Annotated in this window: 24 protein-coding genes and 1 pseudogene; 15 read left to right on the plus strand and 10 right to left on the minus strand. The window is 72.9% G+C overall.

From position 1 onward, the window contains the following. Positions 1 to 301, plus strand: a pseudogene (locus PV350_RS24880) (ABC transporter ATP-binding protein); the annotation flags it as partial. 12 nt (positions 302 to 313) lie between these two features. On the opposite strand, the gene PV350_RS24885 reads toward PV350_RS24880, so the two are convergent. Then, positions 314 to 724 carry a Type 1 glutamine amidotransferase-like domain-containing protein gene (locus PV350_RS24885; RefSeq protein ID WP_499515753.1) on the minus strand — a complete coding sequence of 137 codons (411 nt, stop codon included), beginning with the start codon at positions 722 to 724 and terminating at the stop codon, positions 314 to 316. 287 nt (positions 725 to 1,011) lie between these two features. On the opposite strand from PV350_RS24885, the gene PV350_RS24890 reads away from it, so the two are divergent. The 3 genes from PV350_RS24890 (at position 1,012) to PV350_RS24900 (ending at position 6,533) form a co-directional block, all read left to right on the plus strand. Then, complete coding sequence (locus PV350_RS24890) at positions 1,012 to 5,088, plus strand: discoidin domain-containing protein (RefSeq protein ID WP_500336181.1); 4,077 nt, start codon at positions 1,012 to 1,014, stop codon at positions 5,086 to 5,088. 95 nt (positions 5,089 to 5,183) lie between these two features. Continuing rightward, positions 5,184 to 5,753: a GNAT family N-acetyltransferase gene (locus tag PV350_RS24895; protein ID WP_499515751.1), complete on the plus strand. Its 570-nt coding sequence runs from the start codon at positions 5,184 to 5,186 to the stop codon at positions 5,751 to 5,753. 27 nt (positions 5,754 to 5,780) lie between these two features. Continuing rightward, the gene (locus tag PV350_RS24900) at positions 5,781 to 6,533 is read left to right on the plus strand and encodes a hypothetical protein (RefSeq protein WP_500336182.1); all 753 of its coding nucleotides are present in this window, start codon (positions 5,781 to 5,783) and stop codon (positions 6,531 to 6,533) included. Here the strand turns inward: PV350_RS24900 and PV350_RS24905 are convergent. Genes PV350_RS24905 through PV350_RS24915 form a run of 3 tightly spaced genes read right to left on the minus strand, consistent with a single transcriptional unit; the run spans position 6,514 to position 9,277 of the window. Beyond that, a complete protein-coding gene (locus PV350_RS24905; RefSeq protein WP_500336184.1) occupies positions 6,514 to 7,074 on the minus strand; it encodes a cysteine hydrolase family protein in 561 nt (186 codons plus the stop codon). The two genes, PV350_RS24900 and PV350_RS24905, sit on opposite strands and share 20 nt — an antisense overlap. Further along, the gene (locus PV350_RS24910) at positions 7,050 to 8,831 is read right to left on the minus strand and encodes an MFS transporter (RefSeq protein WP_499515748.1); all 1,782 of its coding nucleotides are present in this window, start codon (positions 8,829 to 8,831) and stop codon (positions 7,050 to 7,052) included. The genes PV350_RS24905 and PV350_RS24910 overlap by 25 nt, the downstream gene beginning before the upstream one ends. Beyond that, entirely contained in the window at positions 8,828 to 9,277 is a 450-nt protein-coding gene (locus PV350_RS24915; RefSeq protein ID WP_500336186.1) for a MarR family winged helix-turn-helix transcriptional regulator, read from the minus strand. The genes PV350_RS24910 and PV350_RS24915 overlap by 4 nt, the downstream gene beginning before the upstream one ends. Before the next feature lie 196 nt (positions 9,278 to 9,473). Here PV350_RS24915 and PV350_RS24920 point away from each other — a divergent pair, with 196 nt between their 5' ends. The 6 genes from PV350_RS24920 (at position 9,474) to PV350_RS24945 (ending at position 14,438) form a co-directional block, all read left to right on the plus strand. After that, a complete protein-coding gene (locus PV350_RS24920) occupies positions 9,474 to 10,529 on the plus strand; it encodes an ABC transporter substrate-binding protein (protein ID WP_500336188.1) in 1,056 nt (351 codons plus the stop codon). Between the two features lie 128 nt (positions 10,530 to 10,657). Then, positions 10,658 to 11,662 (plus strand): FecCD family ABC transporter permease, encoded by a 1,005-nt coding sequence (locus tag PV350_RS24925; protein ID WP_500336191.1) that lies wholly within the window; start codon positions 10,658 to 10,660, stop codon positions 11,660 to 11,662. Then, entirely contained in the window at positions 11,659 to 12,768 is a 1,110-nt protein-coding gene (locus tag PV350_RS24930; RefSeq protein WP_500336193.1) for a FecCD family ABC transporter permease, read from the plus strand. The genes PV350_RS24925 and PV350_RS24930 overlap by 4 nt, the downstream gene beginning before the upstream one ends. After that, positions 12,765 to 13,574 carry an ABC transporter ATP-binding protein gene (locus tag PV350_RS24935; RefSeq protein ID WP_499515743.1) on the plus strand — a complete coding sequence of 270 codons (810 nt, stop codon included), beginning with the start codon at positions 12,765 to 12,767 and terminating at the stop codon, positions 13,572 to 13,574. The genes PV350_RS24930 and PV350_RS24935 overlap by 4 nt, the downstream gene beginning before the upstream one ends. Before the next feature lie 57 nt (positions 13,575 to 13,631). Further along, the gene (locus PV350_RS24940) at positions 13,632 to 13,949 is read left to right on the plus strand and encodes a hypothetical protein (protein ID WP_500336195.1); all 318 of its coding nucleotides are present in this window, start codon (positions 13,632 to 13,634) and stop codon (positions 13,947 to 13,949) included. 90 nt (positions 13,950 to 14,039) lie between these two features. After that, on the plus strand, positions 14,040 to 14,438 hold the full coding sequence (locus PV350_RS24945) for a VOC family protein (RefSeq protein WP_500336197.1): 399 nt from the start codon (positions 14,040 to 14,042) through the stop codon (positions 14,436 to 14,438). A 96-nt stretch (positions 14,439 to 14,534) separates the two neighbouring features. Here the strand turns inward: PV350_RS24945 and PV350_RS24950 are convergent, their stop codons facing one another. After that, positions 14,535 to 15,704 (minus strand): HEAT repeat domain-containing protein, encoded by a 1,170-nt coding sequence (locus tag PV350_RS24950; protein ID WP_500336199.1) that lies wholly within the window; start codon positions 15,702 to 15,704, stop codon positions 14,535 to 14,537. A gap of 168 nt (positions 15,705 to 15,872) precedes the next feature. On the opposite strand from PV350_RS24950, the gene PV350_RS24955 reads away from it, so the two are divergent. Beyond that, positions 15,873 to 16,499, plus strand: a complete 627-nt coding sequence (locus tag PV350_RS24955) for an LAETG motif-containing sortase-dependent surface protein (protein ID WP_499515739.1) — start codon at positions 15,873 to 15,875, stop codon at positions 16,497 to 16,499. Between the two features lie 114 nt (positions 16,500 to 16,613). On the opposite strand, the gene PV350_RS24960 is transcribed toward PV350_RS24955, so the two are convergent. Then, on the minus strand, positions 16,614 to 17,210 hold the full coding sequence (locus PV350_RS24960) for a GNAT family N-acetyltransferase (RefSeq protein WP_500326255.1): 597 nt from the start codon (positions 17,208 to 17,210) through the stop codon (positions 16,614 to 16,616). Between the two features lie 196 nt (positions 17,211 to 17,406). Here PV350_RS24960 and PV350_RS24965 point away from each other — a divergent pair, with 196 nt between their 5' ends. Next, the gene (locus PV350_RS24965; protein ID WP_499515737.1) at positions 17,407 to 18,279 is read left to right on the plus strand and encodes an alpha/beta fold hydrolase; all 873 of its coding nucleotides are present in this window, start codon (positions 17,407 to 17,409) and stop codon (positions 18,277 to 18,279) included. A 41-nt stretch (positions 18,280 to 18,320) separates the two neighbouring features. Continuing rightward, the gene (locus PV350_RS24970; protein ID WP_499515736.1) at positions 18,321 to 19,250 is read left to right on the plus strand and encodes a pyridoxamine 5'-phosphate oxidase family protein; all 930 of its coding nucleotides are present in this window, start codon (positions 18,321 to 18,323) and stop codon (positions 19,248 to 19,250) included. Positions 19,251 to 19,256: 6 nt separating this feature from the next. Here the strand turns inward: PV350_RS24970 and PV350_RS24975 are convergent, their stop codons facing one another. Both PV350_RS24975 and PV350_RS24980 read right to left on the minus strand, forming a co-directional pair. Further along, on the minus strand, positions 19,257 to 19,472 hold the full coding sequence (locus tag PV350_RS24975; RefSeq protein WP_500336202.1) for a hypothetical protein: 216 nt from the start codon (positions 19,470 to 19,472) through the stop codon (positions 19,257 to 19,259). Next, positions 19,469 to 20,146 (minus strand): RNA polymerase sigma factor, encoded by a 678-nt coding sequence (locus tag PV350_RS24980; protein WP_499515734.1) that lies wholly within the window; start codon positions 20,144 to 20,146, stop codon positions 19,469 to 19,471. The genes PV350_RS24975 and PV350_RS24980 overlap by 4 nt, the downstream gene beginning before the upstream one ends. Positions 20,147 to 20,298: 152 nt before the next feature. Between PV350_RS24980 and msrB the strand changes: the two genes are divergently transcribed. Next, positions 20,299 to 20,766: a peptide-methionine (R)-S-oxide reductase gene (gene msrB / locus PV350_RS24985; RefSeq protein ID WP_499515733.1), complete on the plus strand. Its 468-nt coding sequence runs from the start codon at positions 20,299 to 20,301 to the stop codon at positions 20,764 to 20,766. 1 nt (position 20,767) lies between these two features. After that, positions 20,768 to 21,280: a peptide-methionine (S)-S-oxide reductase MsrA gene (gene msrA / locus PV350_RS24990; protein ID WP_499515732.1), complete on the plus strand. Its 513-nt coding sequence runs from the start codon at positions 20,768 to 20,770 to the stop codon at positions 21,278 to 21,280. A gap of 105 nt (positions 21,281 to 21,385) precedes the next feature. On the opposite strand, the gene PV350_RS24995 is transcribed toward msrA, so the two are convergent. Both PV350_RS24995 and mdlC read right to left on the minus strand, forming a co-directional pair. Then, positions 21,386 to 21,901 carry a CGNR zinc finger domain-containing protein gene (locus PV350_RS24995; RefSeq protein WP_500336205.1) on the minus strand — a complete coding sequence of 172 codons (516 nt, stop codon included), beginning with the start codon at positions 21,899 to 21,901 and terminating at the stop codon, positions 21,386 to 21,388. A 422-nt stretch (positions 21,902 to 22,323) separates the two neighbouring features. Next, positions 22,324 to 23,934, minus strand: a complete 1,611-nt coding sequence (mdlC, locus tag PV350_RS25000; RefSeq protein WP_500336207.1) for a benzoylformate decarboxylase — start codon at positions 23,932 to 23,934, stop codon at positions 22,324 to 22,326. Between the last annotated feature and the right edge of the window lie 159 nt (positions 23,935 to 24,093).

Consider the following 24,093-nt stretch of genomic DNA (forward strand, 5'->3'; position numbering starts at 1 on the left):
CATCGTCGTCGTCACCCACGACCAGGCCGTGGCCACCGCCGTCGACCGCACCGTCGCCATCCGCGACGGCCGCACCGCCTCCGAAGTCGTCCGCCGCACCAGCGTCGACGACGAAGGCCGCACCACCGTCCACGCTAGCGAATACGCCACCGTCGACCGCTCCGGACGCCTCCAACTCCCCCGCGACTACACCCACGCCCTCGACATCCGCAACCGCGTCATGCTCGAACTCGAACCCGACCACATCGCCATCCGCCCCGACCACCCCGAAGAGGAAACCGGCAACCCACCCGGTTCCTGACCGGACCTCACATCAGCAGGCGTGCGGGCAGTCCCGTCTCACGCACCGCTCCACCGCTCCCGGGCTCCAGGCGGTGCAGGGTCGGGCCCGGTCGTTCCGCGACGACCTCCGTGAGCTCGCCGTCGGTGAACAGGGCCGCGGTGTTGCCGCCGCAGGGTGGACGACGTCCTGGGAGAGGACGAAGGAACGCAGGTCCCGGTGGTCACGGCGGAAGAGCGGCAGGTGGGCTGGTTCGCAGTCGCGCGCGGCGAACGCCGCGTGGAAGTCCTCGACGTACGACTGCGCGTCACCACTGGCGGTGGGCACGAAGCAGACCTTCGGGCGGCGCCGCCCGGCGGTGCGCAGCACGTATGCGTCGAGCGGCGACCCGGGCGCCCAGGAGAAGCCGCCGCCCAGCAGCACGATCCTTCTCTTCGCAGTCATGCGGGCATCCTTGACGGCCACTCGGCGGGCGACACCTCCTGCCCCGGACCAGCGCCGGAACGGCCCCCGGCGTGGGCGGACCAACGACTCTGACGCGAAGCCCGACTCATGTCAATATGTATTCCTAATTTAGGAGAATCCCGGAACGCGGCGTGCCCAAAACCTTGACAGGCCCTTCCCGGCGGGTGCATGTTCGGCAACGTTGTCATCGCGATGGCAACGTTGTCATCGCCTCGATGATGCCAGGCCGCCTCCTCATTGAACATCCCTGAACGGAGCCGTTGTTCATGCCGGACCAGTCCTCCCTGCCCTCCCGACGCGCCGTACTCTCCACCGGCTCCACCCTCCTCGCGGGGTTCGGGCTCGGCATGGCCTTCCCCGCCGCCGCCACGGCACAGACGCGCTCCTCGAACCCGGCCGGTGCGCGGAGCGAACTCGCCGCGTACCGCCCGGTCACGGTGTCCTCCACCGACTACGCCCCCACACCGGCCGAGTTCGCCGTCGACGGCCTCGACCGGGTCGGCGTGCGGGGCTCCGGATGGCGGGCCGCCGCCGGCGACCCCCAGTGGATTGCCGTCGACCTCGAGGCCCTGTGCGAGGTCGGGTCGGTCCGCCTCACCTTCGAGGCGACGGTCGACGACCCGCCGTTCACGCCCGGGACCGGTGGCAACCCCCGCGACAACACCACCGGCCAGGAGGTCCTGTCGAGTTGCGCGGTCGCCTTCGTGATCGAGACCTCGCGCGACGGGAAGTCGTGGACCGTCGCGCACCGCACCGAGGACGGCAAGGGCGGGGTCGTCGAGATCGCCCTGCCCCAGCCCGTCACCGCCCGCTGGGTGCGGATGACGGTCACCAAGCGCTCCAACGCCAACCCGCTGGGCCTCAACGGCTTCCAGGTGTACGGCACCCCGCGCGGCCACCGCCCCGAGGCCACCGGCTGGACCGACTGGGGCACCCACCACCGCACGCCCCCGGCCCTGGAGGTCGCCGACGACGGCACCGTGCCGCTGGAGTCCGGCTGGGACCTGACCATGGACGACTGGGCGGGCGGCAGCGCCGCGGAACTGTCCGCGCCGTCCGTGGACACCAGCGCCTGGCTGCCGGCCACCGTGCCCGGGACCGTCCTGTCCTCGCTCGTGGCCGAGGGCCACCTGCCCGACCCGGTCGCCGGCTTCGCCAACCTGCACATCCCCGAGGCCCTCTCCCGCCACTCCTGGTGGTACCGGCGCGAGTTCCGCCTGCCCAAGGGCCTGCGCACCGGGGCCGGGCGCCGCGTCTGGCTGGAGTTCGACGGGGTCAACCACGAGGCGGACGTCTGGCTCAACGGCAAGCAGGCCGGCACCCTCACCTTCCCCTTCGCCCGGGCCGCCTACGACGTGACCGGGCTGCTGGCGGCGCAGGGCCCGCAGGCCCTCGCGGTCAAGATCAGCCCCATGCCGTTCCCGGGCAGCCCCGGCGACAAGGGCGCGGCCGGCCTCGCCTTCGTCGACGCCGGCGCGAACATGATGAACCGCAACTCGCCGACCTACCTGGCCTCCTCCGGCTGGGACTGGATGCCCGCGGTGCGCGACCGGGCCGCCGGCATCTGGAACCACGTACGGCTGCGCTCCACCGGCGACGCCGTCCTCGGCGACCCCCGCGTCGACACCGTCCTGCCGGACCTGCCCGACACCCGCACGGCCGAGGTGACCATCGTCGTACCGCTCCGCAACGCCGCAGCGGAGGCCAGGTCGGTCACCGTCACCGCCGCCTTCGACGGCGTGCGTGTGCAGCGGACGGTCACCGTGCCCGGGGGCGGCAGCACCGACGTCGTCTTCGACCCGGCCTCGGACCCGAAGCTGCGCCTGCGGAACCCGAAGCTGTGGTGGCCCAACGGCTACGGTGAGCCGGAGCTGCACCGGCTCACCCTCACCGCCTCCGTGGCCGGGCAGGAGAGCGACCGGCGCACCACGCGCTTCGGCCTGCGCCAGTTCGGCTACGAGTACGACACCCCGCTCACCTTCCAGTCCGGCTCCGACGCCTACGCGCAGACGGTGACGTTCACCCGGCGGACCGCCCGCTACGTGCGGATCCTGTGCCGCACCCGGGCCACCGGCTGGGGCTCGTCGATGTGGGCCCTGTCGGTCGCCGACAGCACCGTGCCCGACCTCGACCTCGCGCTGCACAAGGAGGCCACCTCCTCCTCCACCGACGACCCGTCCAACCGGCCCGGCAACGTCACGGACGGGGACCCGCACACCCGCTGGTCGTCGGCGTTCGAGGACGACCAGTGGGTCCAGGTCGACCTGGGCTCCGCGGTCCCCTTCGACCGCGTCGTCGTCACCTGGGAGCAGGCCTACGCCGAGACGTACACCGTCCAGGTCTCCGACGACGGCGACGACTGGACCGACGCCGCGTCCGTCGACAACGCCGCTGTCCCGCTGCCCTTCCAGACCTCGGGCGCGGCGAGCCTGCAGGACGTGGAGATCGCCGCGACCACGGCCCGCTACCTCCGGATCCTCTGCCACACGCGCGCCACCAGCTGGGGCTCGTCCATGTGGGGCCTGTCGGTGGTCGACAGCGGTACGCCCGGCACCGACCTGGCGCTGCGCAAGGAGGCCACCGCCTCGTCCTCCGAGGGCGACGGCAGCGGTCCGGGCAACGCGGTGGACGGCAAGCCCGGCACCCGCTGGTCCTCGGCGTACGAGGACGAGCAGTGGATCCAGGTCGACCTCGGCTCCGCGGTGCGGTTCGACCGCGTCGTCATCACCTGGGAGCAGGCGTACGCCAGGACCTACACCGTCCAGGTCTCGGACGACGGCGACGAGTGGACCGACGTGAAGTCCGTCGACAACTCCACCGTCCCGCTCAAGATCAGCGTCAACGGCGTCCGGGTCTTCGCCCGCGGCGGCAACTGGGGCTGGGACGAACTGCTGCGCCGCATGCCCGCGGACCGCATGGACGCGGCCGTGCGCATGCACCGCGACATGAACTTCACGATGATCCGCAACTGGGTGGGAAGCAGCAACCGCGAGGAGTTCTACGCCAGTTGCGACGAGCACGGCCTGCTGGTGTGGAACGACTTCCCCAACGCCTGGGCGATGGACCCGCCGAACCGCCAGGCCTTCCTCGACCTGGCGCAGGACACCGTGCGGCGCTACCGCATCCACCCCAGCGTCGTGGTGTGGTGCGGCGCCAACGAGGGCAACCCCCCGGGCCCGGTCGACGACGGGATGCGCTCCGCGGTGCGCGCGGAGGCGCCCGGGCTGCTCTACCAGAACAACTCGGCGGGCGGCATCGTCTCCGGCGGCGGGCCCTACGGCTGGGTCGAGCCCGAGCGGTACTACTCCGCGTCCACCTACGGCAGCGGCAGCTTCGGGTTCCACACCGAGATCGGCATGCCCGTCGTGTCGACCGCCGAGACCATGCGGCGCATGGCCGGCGACGAGCCCGAGTGGCCGGTCGGCGGCGTCTGGTACCACCACGACTGGAGCACCCGCGGCAACCAGGCCCCGCAGAACTACCGCGCGGCCATCGAGGGCCGGCTGGGCACGGCGGAGGACCTCGACGACTTCTGCCGCAAGGCGCAGTTCGTCAACTACGAGAACTTCCGCGCCATGTTCGAGGCCTGGAACGGCCGGCTGTGGGACGACGCCGGCGGCCTGATGCTGTGGATGTCCCACCCCGCCTGGTACAGCACGGTGTGGCAGACGTACGACTACGACTTCGACGTCAACGGCGCCTACTACGGGGTCCGCAAGGCCGCCGAGCCCGTCCACGTGCAGGCCGATCCCGTGACCGGGAAGGTCGTGGCGGTCAACCACACGCCCGCGGCCCTCAAGGGTGCGACGGTGTCCGCGCGGCTGCTCGACCTGTCGGGTCATCCGCTGTCCGCGGAACGTCGCGGCACGGTGGACGTGGCGGCGTCCGCGAAGGCGGAGGCGTTCACCGTGGCGTGGACGGACGGCCTGCCGGACTTCCACCTGCTGAAGCTGAGGCTGACGGACCGTCACGGCGACGTGCTGTCCGAGAACGTCTACTGGCGCTACCGCAAGCCCGAGCACATGCAGGCGCTCAACAAGGCCGCACGGACCCGGGTCCTGGCCGACGTCACGGACACGGACCTCTCGGGCGACCGCCACGGGCTGACCGCGCGGCTGAGCAACCGGGGATCCACGGTCGCCGCCCTGGTCCGGCTCTCCCTGCTGGACTCCCGTACCGGCGACCGGGTGCTGCCCACCCTGTACAGCGACAACTACCTGTGGCTGCTCCCCGGTGAGAGCCGCACGGTGACGCTGTCCTGGCCCGCCGGGGCGCTGCCGTCGAAGCGGCCGAAGCTGCGGGTCGGCGGCTACAACGTGTCGCCGGTCACCGCGCAGCCGTAGGCCCTGCCGCCGCCGTGGCGGTCACCTGCCGGGTGACCGCCACGGCGATGCGGCGCGCCGGGAACCCGTCCCACATCGCGGACGTCTGACAGGAGGTGACGACTTCTCCAGCCCTGATGCGCCCGGCGCGGTTCGGCGACCTGGCGGCCATCGTGGACGTGCACACGCAGGCGCGTGCCGCGTACTACCAGGCGGGCGGCCTGCCCGGTTCCGAGATCGACAGCCCCGACGGGTGGGCGCGCCGCCGCGCGTCCTGGGCGCACGCCATCCAGTCGAGCGCGACGACGGTGCTGTGCGCCGTCGAGGACACCGAGGTGGTCGGCGTGGTGGCCATGGGGCCGCCCAAGGAGGGCGCGCAGGCCCCGCCGGCGTGCGGTGAGCTGCACTGGATCCACGTACGCCCCGACCGCTGGGGCCGCGGCGTCGGGGGACGGTTGCACGCCGAGTTCGTGCGCTTCCTGCGGGACTCCCACCTGGAGACGGGGCTGCTGGACGCCTGGGAGCGCAACAGCCGCGCCCTCGCCTTCTACACCCGTCACGGCTGGGTACCGCAGGGCGGTCGCCGCCCCGGCCCCGGCGGCGCCGACTTCGTGCGTCTCCGTCTCGACCTGCGTGCCGGCGTGTCCGCCGCCGCGTCCGCGGCCGGTACCGTGCCGCTGGCCTGACCGGCCGCGCCTGGCATCCTGTCCGGTGTGCTGATCAAGGGGTACGACCACGGGCCGCTGACGGCCGGTGAGCCGCTGACGGACCGGCCCGGCTTCTGGGCGAACCACCTCCTGGGGTGGTGCGAGGCCGGGCCGGACGGCGAGCGTCCCGAGCCGGAGTGGTTCGGGGACGACGGGGCCGACACCGATGCCCTGGCCGAGGTGCTGGACGACGAGCGGGCCTGGCCGGTCCTCAGGGTGCCCTTCGGGGACGGCCACTGCGTCGTCCTGGTCCACCGGAACCTCGACGGCGACGCCGGGCTGGACTACCTGCTCACCCACCCCGGCTGGGTCCGCGCGGAGACCCTGTTCTCGTACGCCGGCGACGCGTACGGACCCGGTCTGCGGTGGCGCCAACTGGTGCACGTCGCCGACGCGGTACCGGGTTCCGGCCCGGACGAGGGCCTGTCCGATCCCGCCGCCCGGCTGCTGCTCCTGCTGCCCGTACTCACGGACGGCCGGCGGCACGCCGCGGAGGCCCTGGCGCGGATCGCCGCAGCGCTCACGGCGGTCGGCGCGCCGCAGGAGACGGCGGCGCTCGCGGCCCGGTGCCTCATCGGCGGGCCGGGGGACGGGATCTGGCACGACCCGGCGTGGGGTTCGCCGCTCAGCGGTGGCGGTTCCCGTACCGGGGAGGGCGAGGGGCGGCCGGGCCCGGAACCGTTGCCGGGCCTCGGCGTGGCCGCCGCCCAGGGGGAACGGCTCGCCCGCGCCCTCGGGGTCAGTGGGCCTGGGACTTGACCCATTCCTCCACGGTGACGACGTCGGCCTGCCGCGGGAACACCTTCTCCGTGAGCACGCGGTGCACCTCCGGGTCGGCGTCCAGGCATCCGTCGGACAGGACGGTGAGGCCGTAGTCGAGGTCGGCCGCCTGGCGCAGCGTGGACAGCACCACGCCTGAAGTGGCGATGCCGGTCAGGACGAGGCTGTCGATGCCGCGCGCCCTCAGGACGACGTCCAGGTCACTGCCCGCGAAGGCGCTGACGCGCTTCTTGGTGACGACGACGCCGCCGGGGGCGGGCGCGACGTCGGGGTGGATCTCGGCGCCCGGGTCGCCCGCGGCGAAGCCGCCCGCCTGCGCGAGCGCACCGAAGGTCTTGTTGCGGGGGCTGATCTCCGGGTGCCCGGCGCGGAAGCCGATGACGACGTGGATGACGGGGACGTCCGCGGCACGCGCGGCGTCGATCGCGTCACGCACCCGGGGCAGGTAGCCGGCGTCCCCGGTGAAGCGGTCGGTGATGGCTCGCTGGACGTCCATCACGAGGAGTGCGCTGTGCGCCATTCTTGCTGTCCTTTGTCCGTGCCGTTCATGCCGTTCGGGTCTTTCGGGTCGTTCGGGTCGTTCGCGTCGCCGCCGGGACGGCTCGCCGCGGGGGTGTCGCGGCGGCCGCGCAGCGCCGAGGCGAGCGCGGCGATCAGGGCCATGACGGTGGCCGCGCCGAAGACGGTGACGAGTCCGTGGTGGAAGGGACCGGAGACGAGCGTGGGGAAGAAGGCCGTGCCGGTCAGGACGTGCACCTGGTGCTCGGGCAGGGTGCCGAGGACCCCGCTGGGCCCGAGCAGGTGGCCGATCGGGTTGTCGCCGAGGAAGGTGGCGAACAGGGTGCTCACCGGCGGCAGTCCGGCGACCTGCTCGGCGGTGCCGGCGGGCACGCCGTTCGCCCGCAGTCCGTCCGCGAGCGTCTGCGGCAGCGAGCCGGCCAGTCCGGCGATCATCAGCGAGAAGCACAGGCCGATGGAGAGCGCCGTACCGGAGTTCTGGAAGGTGGAGCGCATGCCGGAGGCGACGCCGCGCTGATCCGGCGCGACGCTGCCCATGATGGCCGAGGTGTTGGGGGCCGAGAACATGCCCTGCCCGATGCCGCTCACCAGCAGCAGTGCCGCGAAGGCGGGGTAGGGGAAGTCGACCGGGAGCGCGAGCAGGCCGACGAACGCGGCCGCCACGAGGACCAGTCCTGTGGTGGAGAACAACCGGGCGCCGAAACGGTCCGACAGGTATCCGGACACCGGCCCCGCCACGAGGAAGCCGACGGTCAGCGGCAGCATGAACAGGCCCGCCCACAGGGGCGTCTGCTCGAAGTCGTAACCGCGCAGCGGCAGCCAGATGCCCTGCAGCCAGATGATGAGGGTGAACTGCAGGCCGCCGCGGGCGATCGCGGTCAGCAGCACCGCCACGTTGCCGGCGGCGAACGCCCTGATGCGGAACAGGCCGAGCTGGAACATCGGTTCCGCGACCCGGGTCTCCGCGACGCAGAACGCCACGAGCAGCAGCACGCCCGCCGCGAGGCCGCCGAGCACCCAGGGGTTGGTCCAGCCCGTGGGGTGGCCGCCGTAGGGCTGGATGCCGTACGTGATGGCGGCGAGCAGCCCCCCGGCGCCGGCGGTGAAGGTGAGGTTGCCGATCCAGTCGACGCGCCCCGGCTTCCGCGCGCCGGTCTCCCGCAGGCTGCGGTACGACCAGACGGTGCCGACGATGCCGATGGGCACGCTCACCCAGAACACAGCGCGCCAGTCGATGGTGGCCAGCAGCCCGCCGGCGATCAGCCCGAGGAACTGGCCCGCGAGCGCGGTGATCTGGTTGATGCCCAGCGCCATGCCGCGCTGCCGGGTGGGGAAGGCGTCGGTGAGGATGGCCGCAGAGTTCGCGGTCAGCATCGACCCGCCGACGGCCTGCACGATCCGGAAGCCGATCAGCCACAGGGCGCCGCCCCCGCCCCTGAGCGGGTCGAGGGACAGGGCGAGCGAGGCGCAGGCGAAGATCGCGAACCCCATGTTGTACATCCGGACCCGGCCGAACATGTCGCCGAGGCGGCCGAGCACGACCACGAGCACGGCGGAGACCAGCAGGTAGCCCAGGATCATCCAGAGCAGGTAGCCGATGTTGCCGGGGGCGAGCGGGTCGAGGCCGATCCCGCGGAAGATGGCCGGCAGGGAGATGATCACGATCGACGCGTCGATCGTCGCGATCAGCACGCCGAGCGTGGTGTTCGACAGCGCCACCCACTTGTAGCGGCCGCCGTCGACGTCCGCGCTGGTCACAGCTGCTCCGCCAGCCGGTCCAGCAGGGGCAGCGCGTCGACCAGCTGCCGCCGCTCCTGCGCGGTGAACTGCCCGCCCAGCACGGCGGCCAGCCGCTGCACCGACTCCGACCTGCGGTCCGCGAGCACCTTGAGCCCCGCCTCCGTCACCGTCATCACGACGCGCCGCTTGTCCTTCGCGTCCGGCCTGCGGCTCACCAGCCCGCGTTCCTCCAGCCCGGCCAGCGTCGTCGCCATCGCCTGCGGGCGCACCCGCTCCAACTCGGCCAGCGACCCCGGCGAATCCGGGCCGTCCCGGTCCAGCCGGGCGATCACCGACACCTCCGACAGCGTCACGTCCCCCACGGCGTGCGCCTGGCGCAACCGCCGCGCGATCCGGCCCACGCTCAGCCGCAACGCGGCCCCGACCTCGGTCGGATCACCGGCTTCGAGTGCCTTCGCATCCATGAGTAGTAACAATAGATTAATCAATCTGATGTAACTATCTGGTTCCGGTCAAGACCGGACCAAGAGGTGGCGGCCTCCCGGCGCCCGGGACCGGGCGGGGCGCCGGGGGCCCCCCGCTTGCGGAGGGCACACAGGCAGCGCATAAGGTTAGGCTCGCCTAATACTTCAAAGGCGAACCACGTACAGGAGTCTCCACATGTCTCTTCGGCGCCGCGGCACAGCCGCCGTCGCTGTCGCCATCGCCGCCGCGCTCTCCCTCGCGGCCTGCGGTGGATCCAGCAGCAACGGGAAGGAGGGCAGCGCAGCCGCCTCCGCGACCGCCGGGTCCAAGGACTCCAAGTCCGTCGCGCAGGGCGGCGAGGACTTCGGGGACGCCGCGGAGAAGACCGCGGCCATGGGCACCACCGCCAAGCCGGGCGAGTGGCCGCGCACCATCACGCACGCCATGGGCAGCACCGTCCTCAAGGCGCAGCCGAAGCGCGTCGTCGTCCTGGACGTGGGCGAACTCGATAACGTTGTCTCGCTCGGCATCAAGCCGGTCGGCCTCGCGCCCACCGAGGGCTCGCCTGAGCTCCCGTCCTACCTCAAGGGCGCCGCGGGCAAGCCCGCGAACATCGGCACCATCAACAGCCTCAACCTCGAGGCGATCGCCGCGCTCAAGCCGGACCTGATCCTGGGCAGCCAGCTGCGCGCCGCCGACTCCTACGACGAGCTGTCGCAGATCGCGCCGACCGTCTTCTCCATCCGCCCCGGCTTCACGTGGAAGGAGAACTACCTCCTCAACGCCGCCGCGCTGGACAAGACCGCGCAGGCCAAGGCGAACCTCGACGCGTACGCGAAGAAGGCGGAGGCACTCGGCACGAAGCTGGGCGCCGACAAGCCGACCGTGTCGATGGTGCGTTACATGCCCGAGGGCAAGATCCGCCTCTACGCGAACGACTCCTTCATCGGCACCATCCTCAAGGACGTCGGCATCCCGCGGCCGAAGAACCAGGACATCGAGGACCTGGCCGCCGAGATCAGCGCCGAGAACATCGACCAGGCCGACGCCGACTACATCTTCACCGGCGTCTACGGCGACCCCAAGGCCACCGAGAAGTCCAAGGCCCAGGGCAACCCGCTGTGGAAGAACCTGAACGCGGTCAAGGACGGCCACGCCTTCGACGTCCCGGACGAGACCTGGTACCTCGGGCTCGGGGTCACCGCGGCCAACGCGGTCCTCGACGACCTGGAGCAGCGCCTCACGGCGTGAGCCCGCGAGGCCACCGAGAGCCGTACGCCGGGCGCCGGCGGGCCGTCGTGCCCGCCGGCGCCCGGCGCGCGCCCGTACGACCCGCAATCCGCAACGCGGAACCCGGAAAGAGAGAGTGAGCGCGGCGCATGGCGCGACCGACCCGTCGCCGTATCGCCTGGCTGGTGGGGTGCGCGGTGATGCTGCTGATCGCCGTCCTGCTGAGCCTGGCCGTCGGCAGCCGACAGATCGCCCCCGGCGAGGTCATCCAGGCCCTGCTGCACGGTGGCACCAGTGACGACGCCCAAGTGGTGCGGGCGTTGCGCGTGCCGCGCACCGTCATCGGGGTGCTGGCCGGCGCCGCCCTCGCCGTCGCCGGGACCGTGATGCAGGGCGTCACCCGCAACCCGATCGCCGAACCCGGCATCCTGGGCGTCAGCCAGGGCGCGTCCGTCGGGGTGGTGTGCGCGATCGCGTTCCTCGGCGTGCACACCCTCACCGGGTACGTCTGGTTCGCCTTCGTGGGCGCGGCGGTCGCGGCGGTCGCCGTGTACGCCGTCGCCGCGGGCGGTTACCGCGGCGCCTCCCCCGTGAAGCTGGCGCTGGCGGGCGCCGCGATGAACGCCTTCCTCGCCTCCGTGGTCGCCGGGATCGTCACCACCGACGCCCACGCACTGGACGAGTTCCGGTTCTGGCAGGTCGGCTCGATCAGCGGCCGCGGCAGCGACGTCATCGGCCAGATCTGGCCGTTCGTGGCGGCCGGACTGCTGCTGGTCGCGACGATGGCCCGGGGCCTGGACGCGCTCGCGCTCGGCGACGACGCCGCCAAGGGCCTCGGCCACAACGTGGCGCTGCTGCGCGTCCTGGGCGCGGTGGGGGCGACCGTGCTGACCGGCGCGGCCGTGGCCGCCGTGGGGCCGATCGCCTTCACCGGCCTGGCCGTTCCGCACATCGCCCGGGCCCTGGTCGGTGCGGCACACCGCTGGGTGCTGCCGGTGGCCGCCCTCCTCGGGCCGGTGATGATCCTCGCCTCCGACGTGCTCGGCCGTATCGTCTTCCCGCCCTCGGAGGTACCGGTGGCCGTCATGACCGCCCTGCTCGGCGTGCCGTTCCTCATCGCGCTGGTGCGGCGCCGGACGGTGGTGGCCGCATGAGCCGCGCGACCGCGCCCACGGCCTCGCCGACGCCCACGCCCACGCCCGCCCGGCTCTCCGTACGCCCGGCCGGGCACGCCCTGTTCCGTCCCGGACGGGGCAGTTTCCTGGTCCACCGCCGGGCGGTCCTCGCCGCCGTCGTGCTCGCCGTGCTGCTGCTCGCGGCCGTCGTGCTCTACCTCTGCGTCGGCGAGTCCTTCGTCTCCCCGGTGGAGGTCGTCAACGTCCTCCTCGGCCGTCCCAGCCCCGACCAGCTCGTCGTCGGCACGCTGCGACTGCCCCGCCTGGTCGTGGGCCTGCTCGCCGGGGTCGCCTTCGGCGTCGCCGGGGCGCTGGTCCAGGCCGTCGCGCGCAACCCGCTGGCCAGCCCCGACGTCATCGGCGTGACCCACGGCGCGGGCGCCGCGACGGTCGCCGCGATGAGCTTCGGGCTCGCCTCGCACACCGCGCTCCCGTACGTGTCGATCGCGGGCGGGCTGGCGGCCGCGCTGCTCGTCTACGTCTTCGCCTGGCGCCGCGGGCTCCACGCGTCGCGCTTCGTCCTCGTCGGGATCGGCGTCTCGGTCGCCCTGGGCTCGCTCACGCAACTCTTCCTCACCAAGGGCGACTTCCTCGTCGCGCAGCAGGCCAAGGTCTGGCTGACGGGCTCGCTCAACAGCCGCGGCTACGACCAGGCCGCTCCCCTGGCGACGGTGCTGCTCCTGGCGATCCCCGCGGCGCTCTGGGCGGCCAGGGCCCAGCGCGGCGCCTCCTTCGACGACGACACCGCCTTGGCCCTCGGCATCCGGCTGGACCGGGTACGGCTCGGCCTGACCGCGCTCGGCATCGTCCTGGCCTCGGTGGCGACGGGGGCCACGGGACCGGTCGACTTCGTCGCCCTCCTCGCCCCGCAGATCGCCCGGCGGCTGACCCGTACGGCGCAGATCCCGCTGCTGTCCTCGGCGCTGACCGGCGCGCTCGTGGTCGTCGTCGCCGACCTGCTGGCCCGGCGCCTGTTCTCCCCCGTCGAACTCCCCGTCGGCGTCCTCACCGCAGCGGTGGGCGCCCCCTACCTGATGTGGCTGATCGCCCGCACCCGCAGCCGTTCCGGAGGCACCACCTCATGAGCCGTACCAGCCGACTCACCGCCCGGGAGCTGACCCTGGCGTACGAGGACCGCACCGTCGTCGACGGCCTGGACCTGGAGGTCCCCGACGGGCGGGTCACCGTCATCGTCGGCCCCAACGCCTGCGGCAAGTCCACGCTGCTGCGCGCGCTGGGCCGGCTGCTCAAGCCGCGCTCCGGCACGGTCCTGCTGGACGGCACCGAACTCGCCCGCATCCCCGGGCGGCAGATCGCCCGGGCCATCGGCGTCCTGCCGCAGAGCCCCACGCCGCCGGACGGCATCACCGTCGCCGACCTCGTGGCGCGCGGACGCCAGCCGCACCAGAAGTGGTGGCAGCAGTGGTCCGAGGCCGACGAACGCGCCGTAGCGGAGGCGCTGGAGCACACCGGCACCGCCGACCTCGCGGACCGGCCGGTGGACGAGCTGTCGGGCGGGCAGCGCCAGCGGGTGTGGATCGCCATGGCCCTCGCCCAGGAGACCGACCTGCTCCTGCTGGACGAGCCGACCACGTACCTCGACATCGCCCACCAGGTGGAGGTGCTGGACCTGGTCCGCCGCCTCAACCACGGGCGCGGGCGCACGGTCGTCGCCGTGCTCCACGACCTCAACCAGGCCGCCCGCTACGCCGACCACCTCATCGCCATGAAGGCCGGCCGGATCGTCGCCCAGGGCCCGCCCCGCGACATCGTCACGGCGGACCTCGTCCACGAGGTCTTCGGCCTCACGTCGGTCATCGTCCCCGACCCGGTCACGGGAAGCCCCCTCGTCGTCCCCGGAGTCCCCTGGCAGCCCGCCGCGGCGGACTGACCCCTCCCCCCGTCGCACGCCACGGCGGAGGCCGACGGCCTCCGCCATACTGCCCGGATGACCGCACCGACCGGCCCCGTGATCCTCTTCGACGACGACTTCCACATGTACGTCCTCAGGGACGTCGCCCACGCGGATGCCTACTGGGAGATGCCGGACGAGTACGCCTGCGGATTCGACGCGCAGGCACGCCCTCTGAGCATGACGGGCGAACCCCATCGGGTCAGCCTCCGACTCACCGGCGCCGCACCGGCCGAGACGACGCTGCGCCGCCTGGTCGCCGACCACTACCGGCGCTTCCTCCCCCGCGAGGCCCCGCCACAGGCGGCGGACCTGGCGGAGTTCGTGGCGGCACTGCCCCGCGACGGCGGCTGAAGCGGCACCGGCCAGGCAGACGTCAGCGCGGCGGCTGCGCTGCGCCCGGGTCGGCCCGGTTCGGACAGCGCCGTCTGGGAGCATCGGATCATGAACGGAACCCACCTGAGCGTCAAGGACGTCGTCGTCGACTGTGCGGATCCGGAGCGGCTGGCCGCGTTCTGGGGCGAGTTGCTGGGGCGGGCGGTCGTGGCGCGGATCGGCCCGTACGTGTGGCTCGCGCGGGACGAGGGGCCGGGCCTGGGCTTCCAGCGGACCGAGGAGCCCAAGTCCGGGAAGAACCGGGTCCACTTCGACGTGGCCTCGCCCGATCCCGGGGCGGAGCGGGCGCGGATCGAGGCGCTGGGCGGGCGGGTGCTCGAGGAGTACGCCGAGGGCGGGTTCCTGGTCATGGCCGACCCCGAGGGGAACGAGTTCTGCGTCGTCCCCGAGGGGCCGTTCGAGCTCGACGACGAGGGACGCGCGGGCTACCTCCGCGACGGCGGCTGACCAGGGGCGAGGCCCCGCACCATGTGCCGCATGACCTCCGGGGGCAGCGCCGGATGCCCCGCGGCCACTTCCGGCGGCGGTGGACGGGCCGCGCTCTCAGCACGAGCCGGGCGGCGCGGCGGCGAGGAGGTCCCGCAGCGGCCCGCGCTCCGTGGGGAGTCCCGCGGCCCGCAGCCAGGAGACGCGGTTGGCTATGGTGCCCCAGCAGGCGTCCCGGCCGACCAGGGCCTCCAGGAAGGCACGCTGGGCCTGCGTCAGCGGCCGGCCGGGAGCGTACGGGGTCGGGAAGGCGCAGGCGAGGAGCGGGCCCCACTCACTGTCGACGGTGTGCTGGTGGTACTTCGGCACCAGAGCGAGGGCGGCCGGGAGGACCTCGTCGAAGTGCCGGGCGCGGTCGAGCAGTCCGCGCAGCAGGGTGAAGCGGAACCAGCCGTCGAACTGGGGCAGCGGCTCGTCGAACCACGCGTCGGCGGCCGCGGGGTCCGCGAGCGCGTCGAGCAGCGCCGGCACGGCCGCGGAGTCGGAGGTGCCCAGGGCGGCGCAGGCGCGCACCGCCGGGTCGGGGTCCGTCAGGAAGCCGCCGGTGTCATGACCCCAGGCGCGCAGCGACAGGAGGGCACCCGCCCGCTCGCGGCGGTCTCCGTCGGCCCGGGCGATCCGCTCCAGGCGTTCGGCCGCTGCCGGTACGCGGTCGGCGAGTTCGGGCGCCCGCAGCAGATGCGTCACCGCGCCGAGGGCCGCCTCCCTGACGGTGGCGTCCGCGTCGTCCAGCCAGGGCACGACCGCGCCGAACAGTTGCGGCCGGACGGCACGGCACGCCTCGGTCGCCGCGATCTCCTCGGCCCAGTCCTCGTCGCCGTCCTCCTCCGCCTCCTCGTCGCCGTCCTCCTCGTCCTCCTCGTACGCCGCGGAGTCGGCGAGTTCGCCCAGCCATTCCAGGAGCGCGGCACGCAGCGGCCGGACCCGGTCGTCCCAGGAGAAGTAGCTCTCGTGAACGGCGAGCGTGCGGGGGTCGCCCAGGATGCCCGCGACGAACAGCGCGGCGAGCGCGGTGGCGGAGTACAACGACCCCTGGTGCAGGACGGACATCTCCAGCCGGCCGAGCGACTCCGCCTGTACCTCCGGGTCGTCGTGCAGGAGCCCGAGCAGGTCGTCCGGGGTGCCGTCCGCGGGCCCGTAGGCGTGGGCGAGGGCCGCCCAGTCGGTCGCCGGCAACAGGGCGGCGGGTTCGGGCAGGGCGGTGGCGGCGTCTTCGTTCGCGGACATGGCGGCAGTCTGCCGCAGAGGTCCGACAACGGCCGCGCACATCAGGCGAATCCGGCCCTTTCACCCGTGTTCCCGCGTTAACTGTGGGGCGGCAGTGAGCGATGTGGGGAGGGGGGAGTACATTGCGGCTGCCATTGGCATCGGAATTCACCACAGCCTGGAGAACTTGTGACCGCATCCCCCCGCCGTGCCTGGTACCGCCCCGGCACCCTGATAGCAGCCGCCGCGACCGGTGTCATCGGTCTCGGCCTGTGCGCCACCCCGGCGTCCGCCCACACGCCCAACTGGAGGGCGGACTGCCACAAGGTGGAGGTCCACCTGAAGGCGTACAACGGCGGCGTCAAGAACACCGTGAAGATCACCGCGGACGGCAAGGACCTGCTGCCGACCACGGAGTTCGGTTCGTCGTTCGACCAGACCCTCGACGTGCCGCCGCACACCGCCGACGTGCACCTGCACCTCAGCGTGGTGGCCGGCGACGGCGAGCGGTTCTCGAAGGAGGACGACCTCACCGTTCCGGCGTGCCAGGACCAGAGCACGCCCACGCCCACCCCGACGGAGACGAAGACCACCGAGTCTCCCAAGCCCAGCGAGACGCCCAGCGAGTCGGCCAGCACGGCCCCCTCCGCTGCGCCCTCCACCCCGTCCACCGACGAGTCCCCGGCCGGCGACCTCGCCGAGACCGGTGCCTCCAGCTCCACCCCGCTGATCGCGGGCGGTGCGGCCGTCGCGCTGCTCGCCGGCGGCGGTCTGCTCTTCGCGAACCGCAAGCGTCGCGCCGCAGCCCGTCACTGACCTCCGGTCGCTGACGGCGGCGCGGTGACGCGCCGTGCATGACACAAGGGTGCCGGACCGTGCTCCGTACGGTCCGGCACCCGTCTTTTCGCGCCCCGTGGCGGGCGCCCCGCGTCAGGCCACGGGCCCCGGCGCGGCGGAGGCCTCGAACTCCCCCTTGCGCAGCCGGTACACCTGCAGCCGCAGGTCGTAGTACTTCTCGGTCTCCCCGACCCATTCCATGCCGACGCTGCGGGCCGTGGCGGCGCCGCGGTCGTTCCGCGGGCGGACCACGGCGAAGAGTTCGTCGACGCCCGACGCGAAGGCGTACCCCGCCAGGGCGCGCCCGGCCTCCGTGGCCAGGCCCCTGCCCCAGTAGGGGTGGGCGAGCTGCCAGCCGATCTCCAGGTCGACGCCGTAGGGCGGGAGCGGCAGGACGGCGGCTCCGCCGACGAGTTCGCCGCTCTCGCGCAGTTCGATCGCCCAGCGCCCGGCCGGCCGTTCGAGGGCGGCACCGCCCTCCTCCCAGGAGCGCAGCAGTTCCCGCATGGACGCGACGTCGGGCTGCCGGGTCATCGCCGGGGCCAGCCAGCGCGTCACGTCGTCCGCCCCGTAGACGGCCAGCGCCGCTTCGGCGTCGTCGCCGCGCCATGGCCTCAGGACGAGCCGGGGGGTGACGATCCGGGTTTCCTCGTTGCCCTTCGCGCGCTGCGCCGTGGCCGTACCAGTCATCTGCGTCTTCCGTCCCTGTCGCGGGCTCCGCCGGCCGTACGTCCGGCGGGCGCCCGAAGTCCCCTGTGCCCTCACACAACACCGGGAGGCCGCCGTCACTTCCCACCGCGCCCTCACCTAACCCTCATCACTCGCTTGACAGGTTACCTCGATCCTGTTTCGATGTAACCATCGAAGTGAATCGAAGGGGTTAGACATGGTCACCGTGCACCACCGCTACGCCGAGGTCCAGGGGCACCGGCTCTTCTACCGGGAGGCGGGCCCCGCCGACGCCCCCGTCGTCGTGCTCCTCCACGGCTTCCCGACCAGCTCGTTCATGTTCCGCGAGCTGATCCCGCGGCTCGCCGGCCGCTACCGCGTCATCGCGCCCGACCACCTCGGCTTCGGATTCTCCGACGCTCCCGCCGCCGACGCGTTCGCGTACTCCTTCGACGCCCTCGCCGGACTCACCAAGGGCCTGCTCGACCGGCTGGGCGTCACGCGCTACGCGCTCTACGTCCAGGACTACGGAGCGCCGATCGGCTGGCGCCTCGCGCTGGGCGACCCCGGGGCAGTCACCGCGATCGTCACCCAGAACGGCAACGGTTACGAGGCGGGGTTCGTCGAGGAGTTCTGGAAGGACGTCCATGCCTACCAGCGCGAGCAGACCCCCGAGACCGAGGCGGGTGTCCGCGTGGCGCTGAGCCTCGAGGGCATCAAGTGGCAGTACGTCACAGGAGTGGCGGACGGGACCACCGTCAGTCCGGACGCCTGGCACCACGACTTCCAGCTGGTCTCCCGGCCCGGGAACGACCTCGTGCAGCTCACGCTCTTCCGTGACTACGCGTCGAACCTCCCGCTCTACCCGCGCCTGCACGAGTACCTGCGCACCCACCCCGTGCCCGTGCTCGCGGTCTGGGGCGAGAACGACCCCATCTTCGGGCCCGACGGCGCCCGGGCCTTCGCCAAGGACGCGCAGCGGGCGGAGGTGCACCTTCTCGACGGCGGCCACTTCCTCCTGGAGACCCACGTCGAGCCCGTCGCGGAGCTGATCCTCGGCTTCCTCGACAAGGCCGGGCTGCCCCGCTGAGTTCCCGCATCCCCCACCGCCGTACGACGATTGCGAGGGCCATGACCCGCCACACCGGCTTCCACGAGGGCGAACTCGCCGTCCAGCGACGTGCCGGCGTCGCCCACGAGGCCGCGCGCCTGCGCGGCATGCTCGACCCGCCGCACCTCGGCGGCGGCGTTGCCCACTTCCTCGCCGACCGGGACCTGGCCGTGCTCGGCGCGCACGACGAGGACGGACGCCTGTGGGTCTCCCCGCTGACGGGGACCCCGGGCTTCCTCTCCACCAGGGGCGACGCCGTACGGGTCGCAGCCCGTCCGCGTACGGGCGACCCCCTCGCCGTGCTCCCCGTCGGCGGGGCCGCGGCCCTGATCGTGATCGACTTCGCGATCCGCCGCCGGCTCCGTCTCAACGGCACCCTCGCGGCGGCCGACGACGCCGGCTTTGAGCTCGCCGTCGACCAGGCGTACGGGAACTGCCCCCAGTACATCCAGCAGCGCCTGCTCGGCCCGGCGCCGGCGGACGCCCCCGACGGCGAGGACACGCCCACGGCCGGGGCGCGGCCCGCCGACCGGCTCGACGCGGCACAGGCGGCCCTGGTGGGCCGGGCCGACACCTTCTTCCTGGGCACCGCCCACCCCGACCACGGCGCCGACGTCTCCCACCGGGGCGGCCCGCCCGGATTCGTCCGGACGGCGCCCGACGGCAGCCTGTGGTGGCCGGACTACCCCGGCAACAACATGTTCAACAGCCTCGGCAACCTGGCCGGTGACCCCGCCGCGGCCCTGCTCTTCGTCGACTTCGCCGCCGGGACGACGTTGCAGCTGTCCGGCACCGCGGTCGTCGACTGGACCACGCCCGGGGCCGCCGGCGACGACGGGGGCACCGGCCGCCGGGTCCGCTTCACCCCGCGGCACGTCGCCACCGGGCGGGTCCCGGTCCGGGCGGACGCCGTCCTGCCCTACCGGCTCAACCCGCCGCTCACCGCCTGAGCGGGATCAGCCGCCCGTCACCGCGGCCAGCAGCCCGCGGAAGTCCTCCTCGCAGGCCGGGCAGCCGCGCAGGTGCACCGCGACACCGGGGTAGTGCCGCTCCGGTGCCGCGTCCGCCAGGAACAGCTCCAGGTAGACGTCCATCAGGTCCAGCGCCGCGTCGCAGCCGGGGTCCAGGGGGTCGGTCCGCAGGAGGTCGTCAAGGCCCTGCCAGTCGTTCATGAGCGCCTCGCTGTCGTCAGGGGCAGATGTCCATTGGCTGCGAGCCGGGCACGGAGCTTACGCCGCGCGTCGAACATCGTCTTGTAGAGCGCGTTGCGGTTCGTCCCGAGTTCCGCGGCGAGCGTGTCGGCGTCCACGCCGTTGACCGCGAGCGCGGTGAACACCGTGCGCTGGCGCTCGGTGAGCTCCTCGTCGACGGCCTCACGCAGGGCCTCCACGAGTTCACGGGCCTCGCTCTGCCGGACGGGGTCGATGCCGAGCCGGTCGGGCAGCCGCTCCCACGCCTCGGGGTCGAGCTGCACGCCGGCCGTCCGCCAGAAATGACGGCCGAGCTTGCTGGACACCTCGTTCATGACGAACTTGTACGCCCACGTCGTGAAGCGGCTGTCACCGCGGAAATCGCCGATCTTCCGGGTGATCGACAGCAGCGCGTCGGCCGCGGCCTGGTGGGCGATGTCGTCCAGCTCCGGCCCGGTGATGCCGTGCCGCGACCCGCGCCGGTTCAGCTCGGCGTAGGCGATCCGCAGCAGCAGCGCGTGCAGCCGGCCGGTCGCCTCCTCGTACGCCTCGCCGTCCGCCGAGAGCGCCCGCACCCACTGCGCGGACTCCGCGTCGAGGGGCCGGCCGCCCCGCGCCCCGTCACCGGCCCGGCCGTCGTGTTCTGCGGAACCCATGCAGCGATCCTAGACGCGGCCGCCCGCCCCCACCTCCACGGCGGCGCCCCGGCGCCCCGCGGAAAACGGGTCGTCCCCGGCAGGTAAGACCCGGTCGTTCGCCGTCACCAATGGGCGTACGGAAAAGAGAGAGCCGCGAGCAAGGAGGGACCGTGACCGGCTACCGCAGGAACCCGGAGGCCGTCTCGCGACTGTCACCGGAGCAGTACCGCGTGACGCAGGAGAACGGCACCGAGCGCGCCTTCACGGGCGCCTACCTGGACAACAAGGAGCCCGGGATCTACGTGGACGTGGTCTCGGGGGAGCCGCTGTTCGCCTCGGTCGACAAGTACGACAGCGGCAGCGGGTGGCCGAGCTTCACCCGGCCGCTGGACCGGACCACCGTCGTGGAGCGGCCCGATCCGGCTTACGGGCGGCTGGCCACCGAGGTCCGCTCGGCGACGGGCGACAGCCACCTGGGGCACGTCTTCCCCGACGGCCCCCGGCAGGCGGGCGGCCTGCGGTACTGCATCAATTCCGCCTCGCTGCGCTTCATCCACGCCGATGACCTGGAGCGGGAAGGTTACGGGGCCTACCTCGGGTTGTTCGACAATGGTGACAGGACCGATTCGGAGGATTGACATGGCAGGACAGACACAGAGGGCCGTGCTCGCGGGCGGGTGCTTCTGGGGCATGCAGGACCTGATCCGCAAGCAGCCCGGCGTCGTCGCGACCCGCGTCGGCTACTCGGGCGGCGACGTGCCCAACGCGACCTACCGCAACCACGGCACGCACGCCGAGGCGATCGAGATCCTCTTCGACCCCGAGAGGACGGACTACCGGGCGCTGCTGGAGTTCTTCTTCCAGGTCCACGACCCGACCACGAAGAACCGCCAGGGCAACGACATCGGCATCAGCTACCGCTCGGCGATCTACTACGTGGACGACGAGCAGAAGCGTGTCGCGCAGGACACCATCGCCGACGTCGAGGCCTCGGGCCTGTGGCCCGGCAAGGTCGTCACCGAGGTCGAGCCCGTCGGGCCCTTCTGGGAGGCCGAGCCCGAGCACCAGGACTACCTGGAGCGCTACCCGGAGGGCTACACCTGCCACTTCCCGCGGCCGAACTGGCGGCTGCCCGCCCGTACGAAGGGCTGACGGACCCCGTCGCGCCGCCCTGGTGACGGGCTCGGGCGGCGTGGCGGCCCTCGGCGGCCCGGGGCCCTCAGCGGCCCCGGGCCGCCGTCGTACGTCGGCCGTACGTCAGTCCGCGGCCTCGGCGCGGGCACGACGGTGGTGGCGCCGGGCCTTCATCCGGTTGCCGCAGGCGGCCATGGAGCACCAGCGGGCGGTGTTGGCCTTGCTGCGGTCGAGCAGGAACAGCCGGCACTCCTCGTTGGCGCAGGGCCGCAGGCGTCCGGGCCTGCCCTCCTGGAGCGCGCCCCAGACCGTGACGGCCCGCACGGCCGGCAAGCGGTCCGCCGGGGCCTCCAGCTCCCAGTCGATGCCGTGCGCGGTCACCCGCGGCGCCCGGACGACCCCGGTGAGCAGCTTCTGGAGGTCGCCAGGCTCACCGTCCCCGCGCACGACGAGCTGCAGCGCCTCGCGCGCCGCCAGGAGGTGACGCAGCTCCTGCGCCGTGCCGGTTCCGCCGTGGGCGCGCAGCCAGCGGCGGCCGGCGTCCGGGCCGGCCAGCTCGTCCACCTGGGTGCCCTCGACGACCGGGGTCGTGTTGAGCAGCTCCAGCAGGAAGTCGTCGTCCGTGGTGTCGGCCGTCATGCTCGGCGCCCCCCAGTCCCGGGTAACCCTTCATTACGTGTTTGAAGGTTACACCTCCGGGCGTGGGCACGGCGGGCGCCGCCCGGCTCATGAGTGCGTTCCCGCTGGAGCGGCCGTGAACTGCGGCTGGATGCCCCGATCGAACGCGCGCCGCCCTACCTACCGTCCCGACGGGCCAGGAGGGTCGGCGGTCGAGTCCGGCGAGGCCGTCGCCGAGGACGCTCGCGCCCAGGAGCAGCAGCACGACCACCAGGATCACCGTGCTGTTGGCGACCATGAACCGCCGCAGGCCGGCCAGGACGCGGGCCGCGCGCTCCCCGCCGGCCAGGTGCAGGAGCACCGCGCCGAGCACGACGCAGGAACCGACGAGGACGAAGGCTCCCGGCATCCCAGATCCATGACGGCGTTCCGTTCCCCGCGTGTCAGAGGGTGATCTTCTGCGGCCGGGTGGTCACCACGATGACGGAGGTGACGCCGGACTCCAGGGCGGCCGTGAACTCCTTCTCCAGCTCCGCCGTGCTCGCCACCTCGACGGCCCGGCAGCCGAAGCCCCGCGCCACGGACACGATGTCCAGTCCCGGGAGGTCGAGTCCGGGCACGCCTGGGGTCCGCTCCAGGTCGGCGAAGGACTTCAGGATCGAGTACTCCCCGTTGCGCATCGCGACGTACACGACGGGCAGCCCCTGCTGCACGGCGGTCCACAGCCCCTGCACCGAGTACTGGAAGGAACCGTCCCCGATCAGGCCCACCACCGGACGCCTGACCCCGCGGTCCCGGTCACCGAGGGCGATGCCGACGGCGGCCGGCAGGGCCCAGCCGATGCCGCCGCTCGCGGTGGCGAAGAAGGAACCGGGCTCCACGGTGGGCAGCCACTCGGCGTGCTCGGCCATGGTCGAGGTGGACTCGTTGACGAAGACGGCGTGCTCCGGGCGGACCCCGCCGAGGGCGGCGTAGACCTCGGCGGGCGTCGGCGGGCTGCTCGGGGTCCGCGGCAGCTTCCGTGGGCGCGGCATGGGCTCGGGCCGTTCGCGGTCGCCGCCGTCGGCGACCTCCTCGGTGAGGAGTTCGATCGACATCCGGGCGTCGCCCAGGAGGCTGTCGCCGACGCGGGCGGCCGCGGCGACGGCCGGGTCGCTCGTGATGTGCAGCAGTTCGGTCCCCGGCGGCAGGATCTCGCCGGGCACGTACGGGTAGTACCGGAAGACCTCGGCCCCGATGACGACCACCAGGTCGTGGCCGGTGAGCCGTTCCCCGATGGCCCGCACCGACATGCCGAGCGGGCCCCGGTAGAGGGGGTGGTCCTCGGGGAACGACGCGCGATCCGCGAGCGGCGGGCTGTAGACCGCCGCCTTCAGCCGCTCGGCGAGCGCCACGGCGGCCTGCCATCCACCGGCGCGGTCCACCTCGGGCCCGAAGACCAGGGCGGGACGCCGGCTCGCCGTGATGCGCGCGGCGAAGCGCCGCAGGCGCTCCGGGTCCGGCGCGTACGCCGTGCTGACCTCGCGCATGACGGCGGGACCGGTCAGCGGCCGGTTCCAGTCGTCGAGCGGGATGGACAGGAACACCGGCCCCGCGGGCGGCTGCAGGGCCGTGGCGTAGGCGCGCATGAAGGCCTCGGGCACGTCCTGCGCGCGCGCCGGCTCGTACGACCACTTCACCCACGGCTTGGGCAGGGTCGTCGCCTCGCGGTTGCCCAGGTAGGGCTCGCCGATGACCAGTTCGCGGTGCTGCTGGCCCGCGGTGACGATCAGCGGGGTGTGCCCGTGGTACGCGGCGACCAGGTTGCCGACGCCGTTGCCGAGCCCGGCCGACGAGTGCACGTTCACCAGCGCCGGGCGGCGGGTGGTCTGGGCGTAGGCGTCCGCCATGGCGATGACGGAGGCCTCCTGCAGGGCCAGGACGTAACTGAAGTCGTCCGGGAAGTCCTGGAGGAACGTCTCCTCGGTGGATCCCGGGTTGCCGAAGACCGTGGTCAGCCGCAGTGACCGCAGCAGGTCGTAGGTCACCGAGTGGACGGTGGATCGCTCGCTCATGGTGCGCAGTGCTCCCGGGGGCCCGGTGGACGCCGAGACGGACGGCACCCGCCGGTCGCGGGGTGTCACCTCTCGCCACACACGGTGACGTTAGACGCTCGCACCGCACCCGCCCGGCACATCGGACGTGCCGCGCGGTGCGATCATCCCGACGGGCGC

The organism is Streptomyces sp. PA03-6a (genome assembly GCF_033792765.1).
In the GTDB taxonomy this organism is placed as follows: domain Bacteria; phylum Actinomycetota; class Actinomycetes; order Streptomycetales; family Streptomycetaceae; genus Actinacidiphila.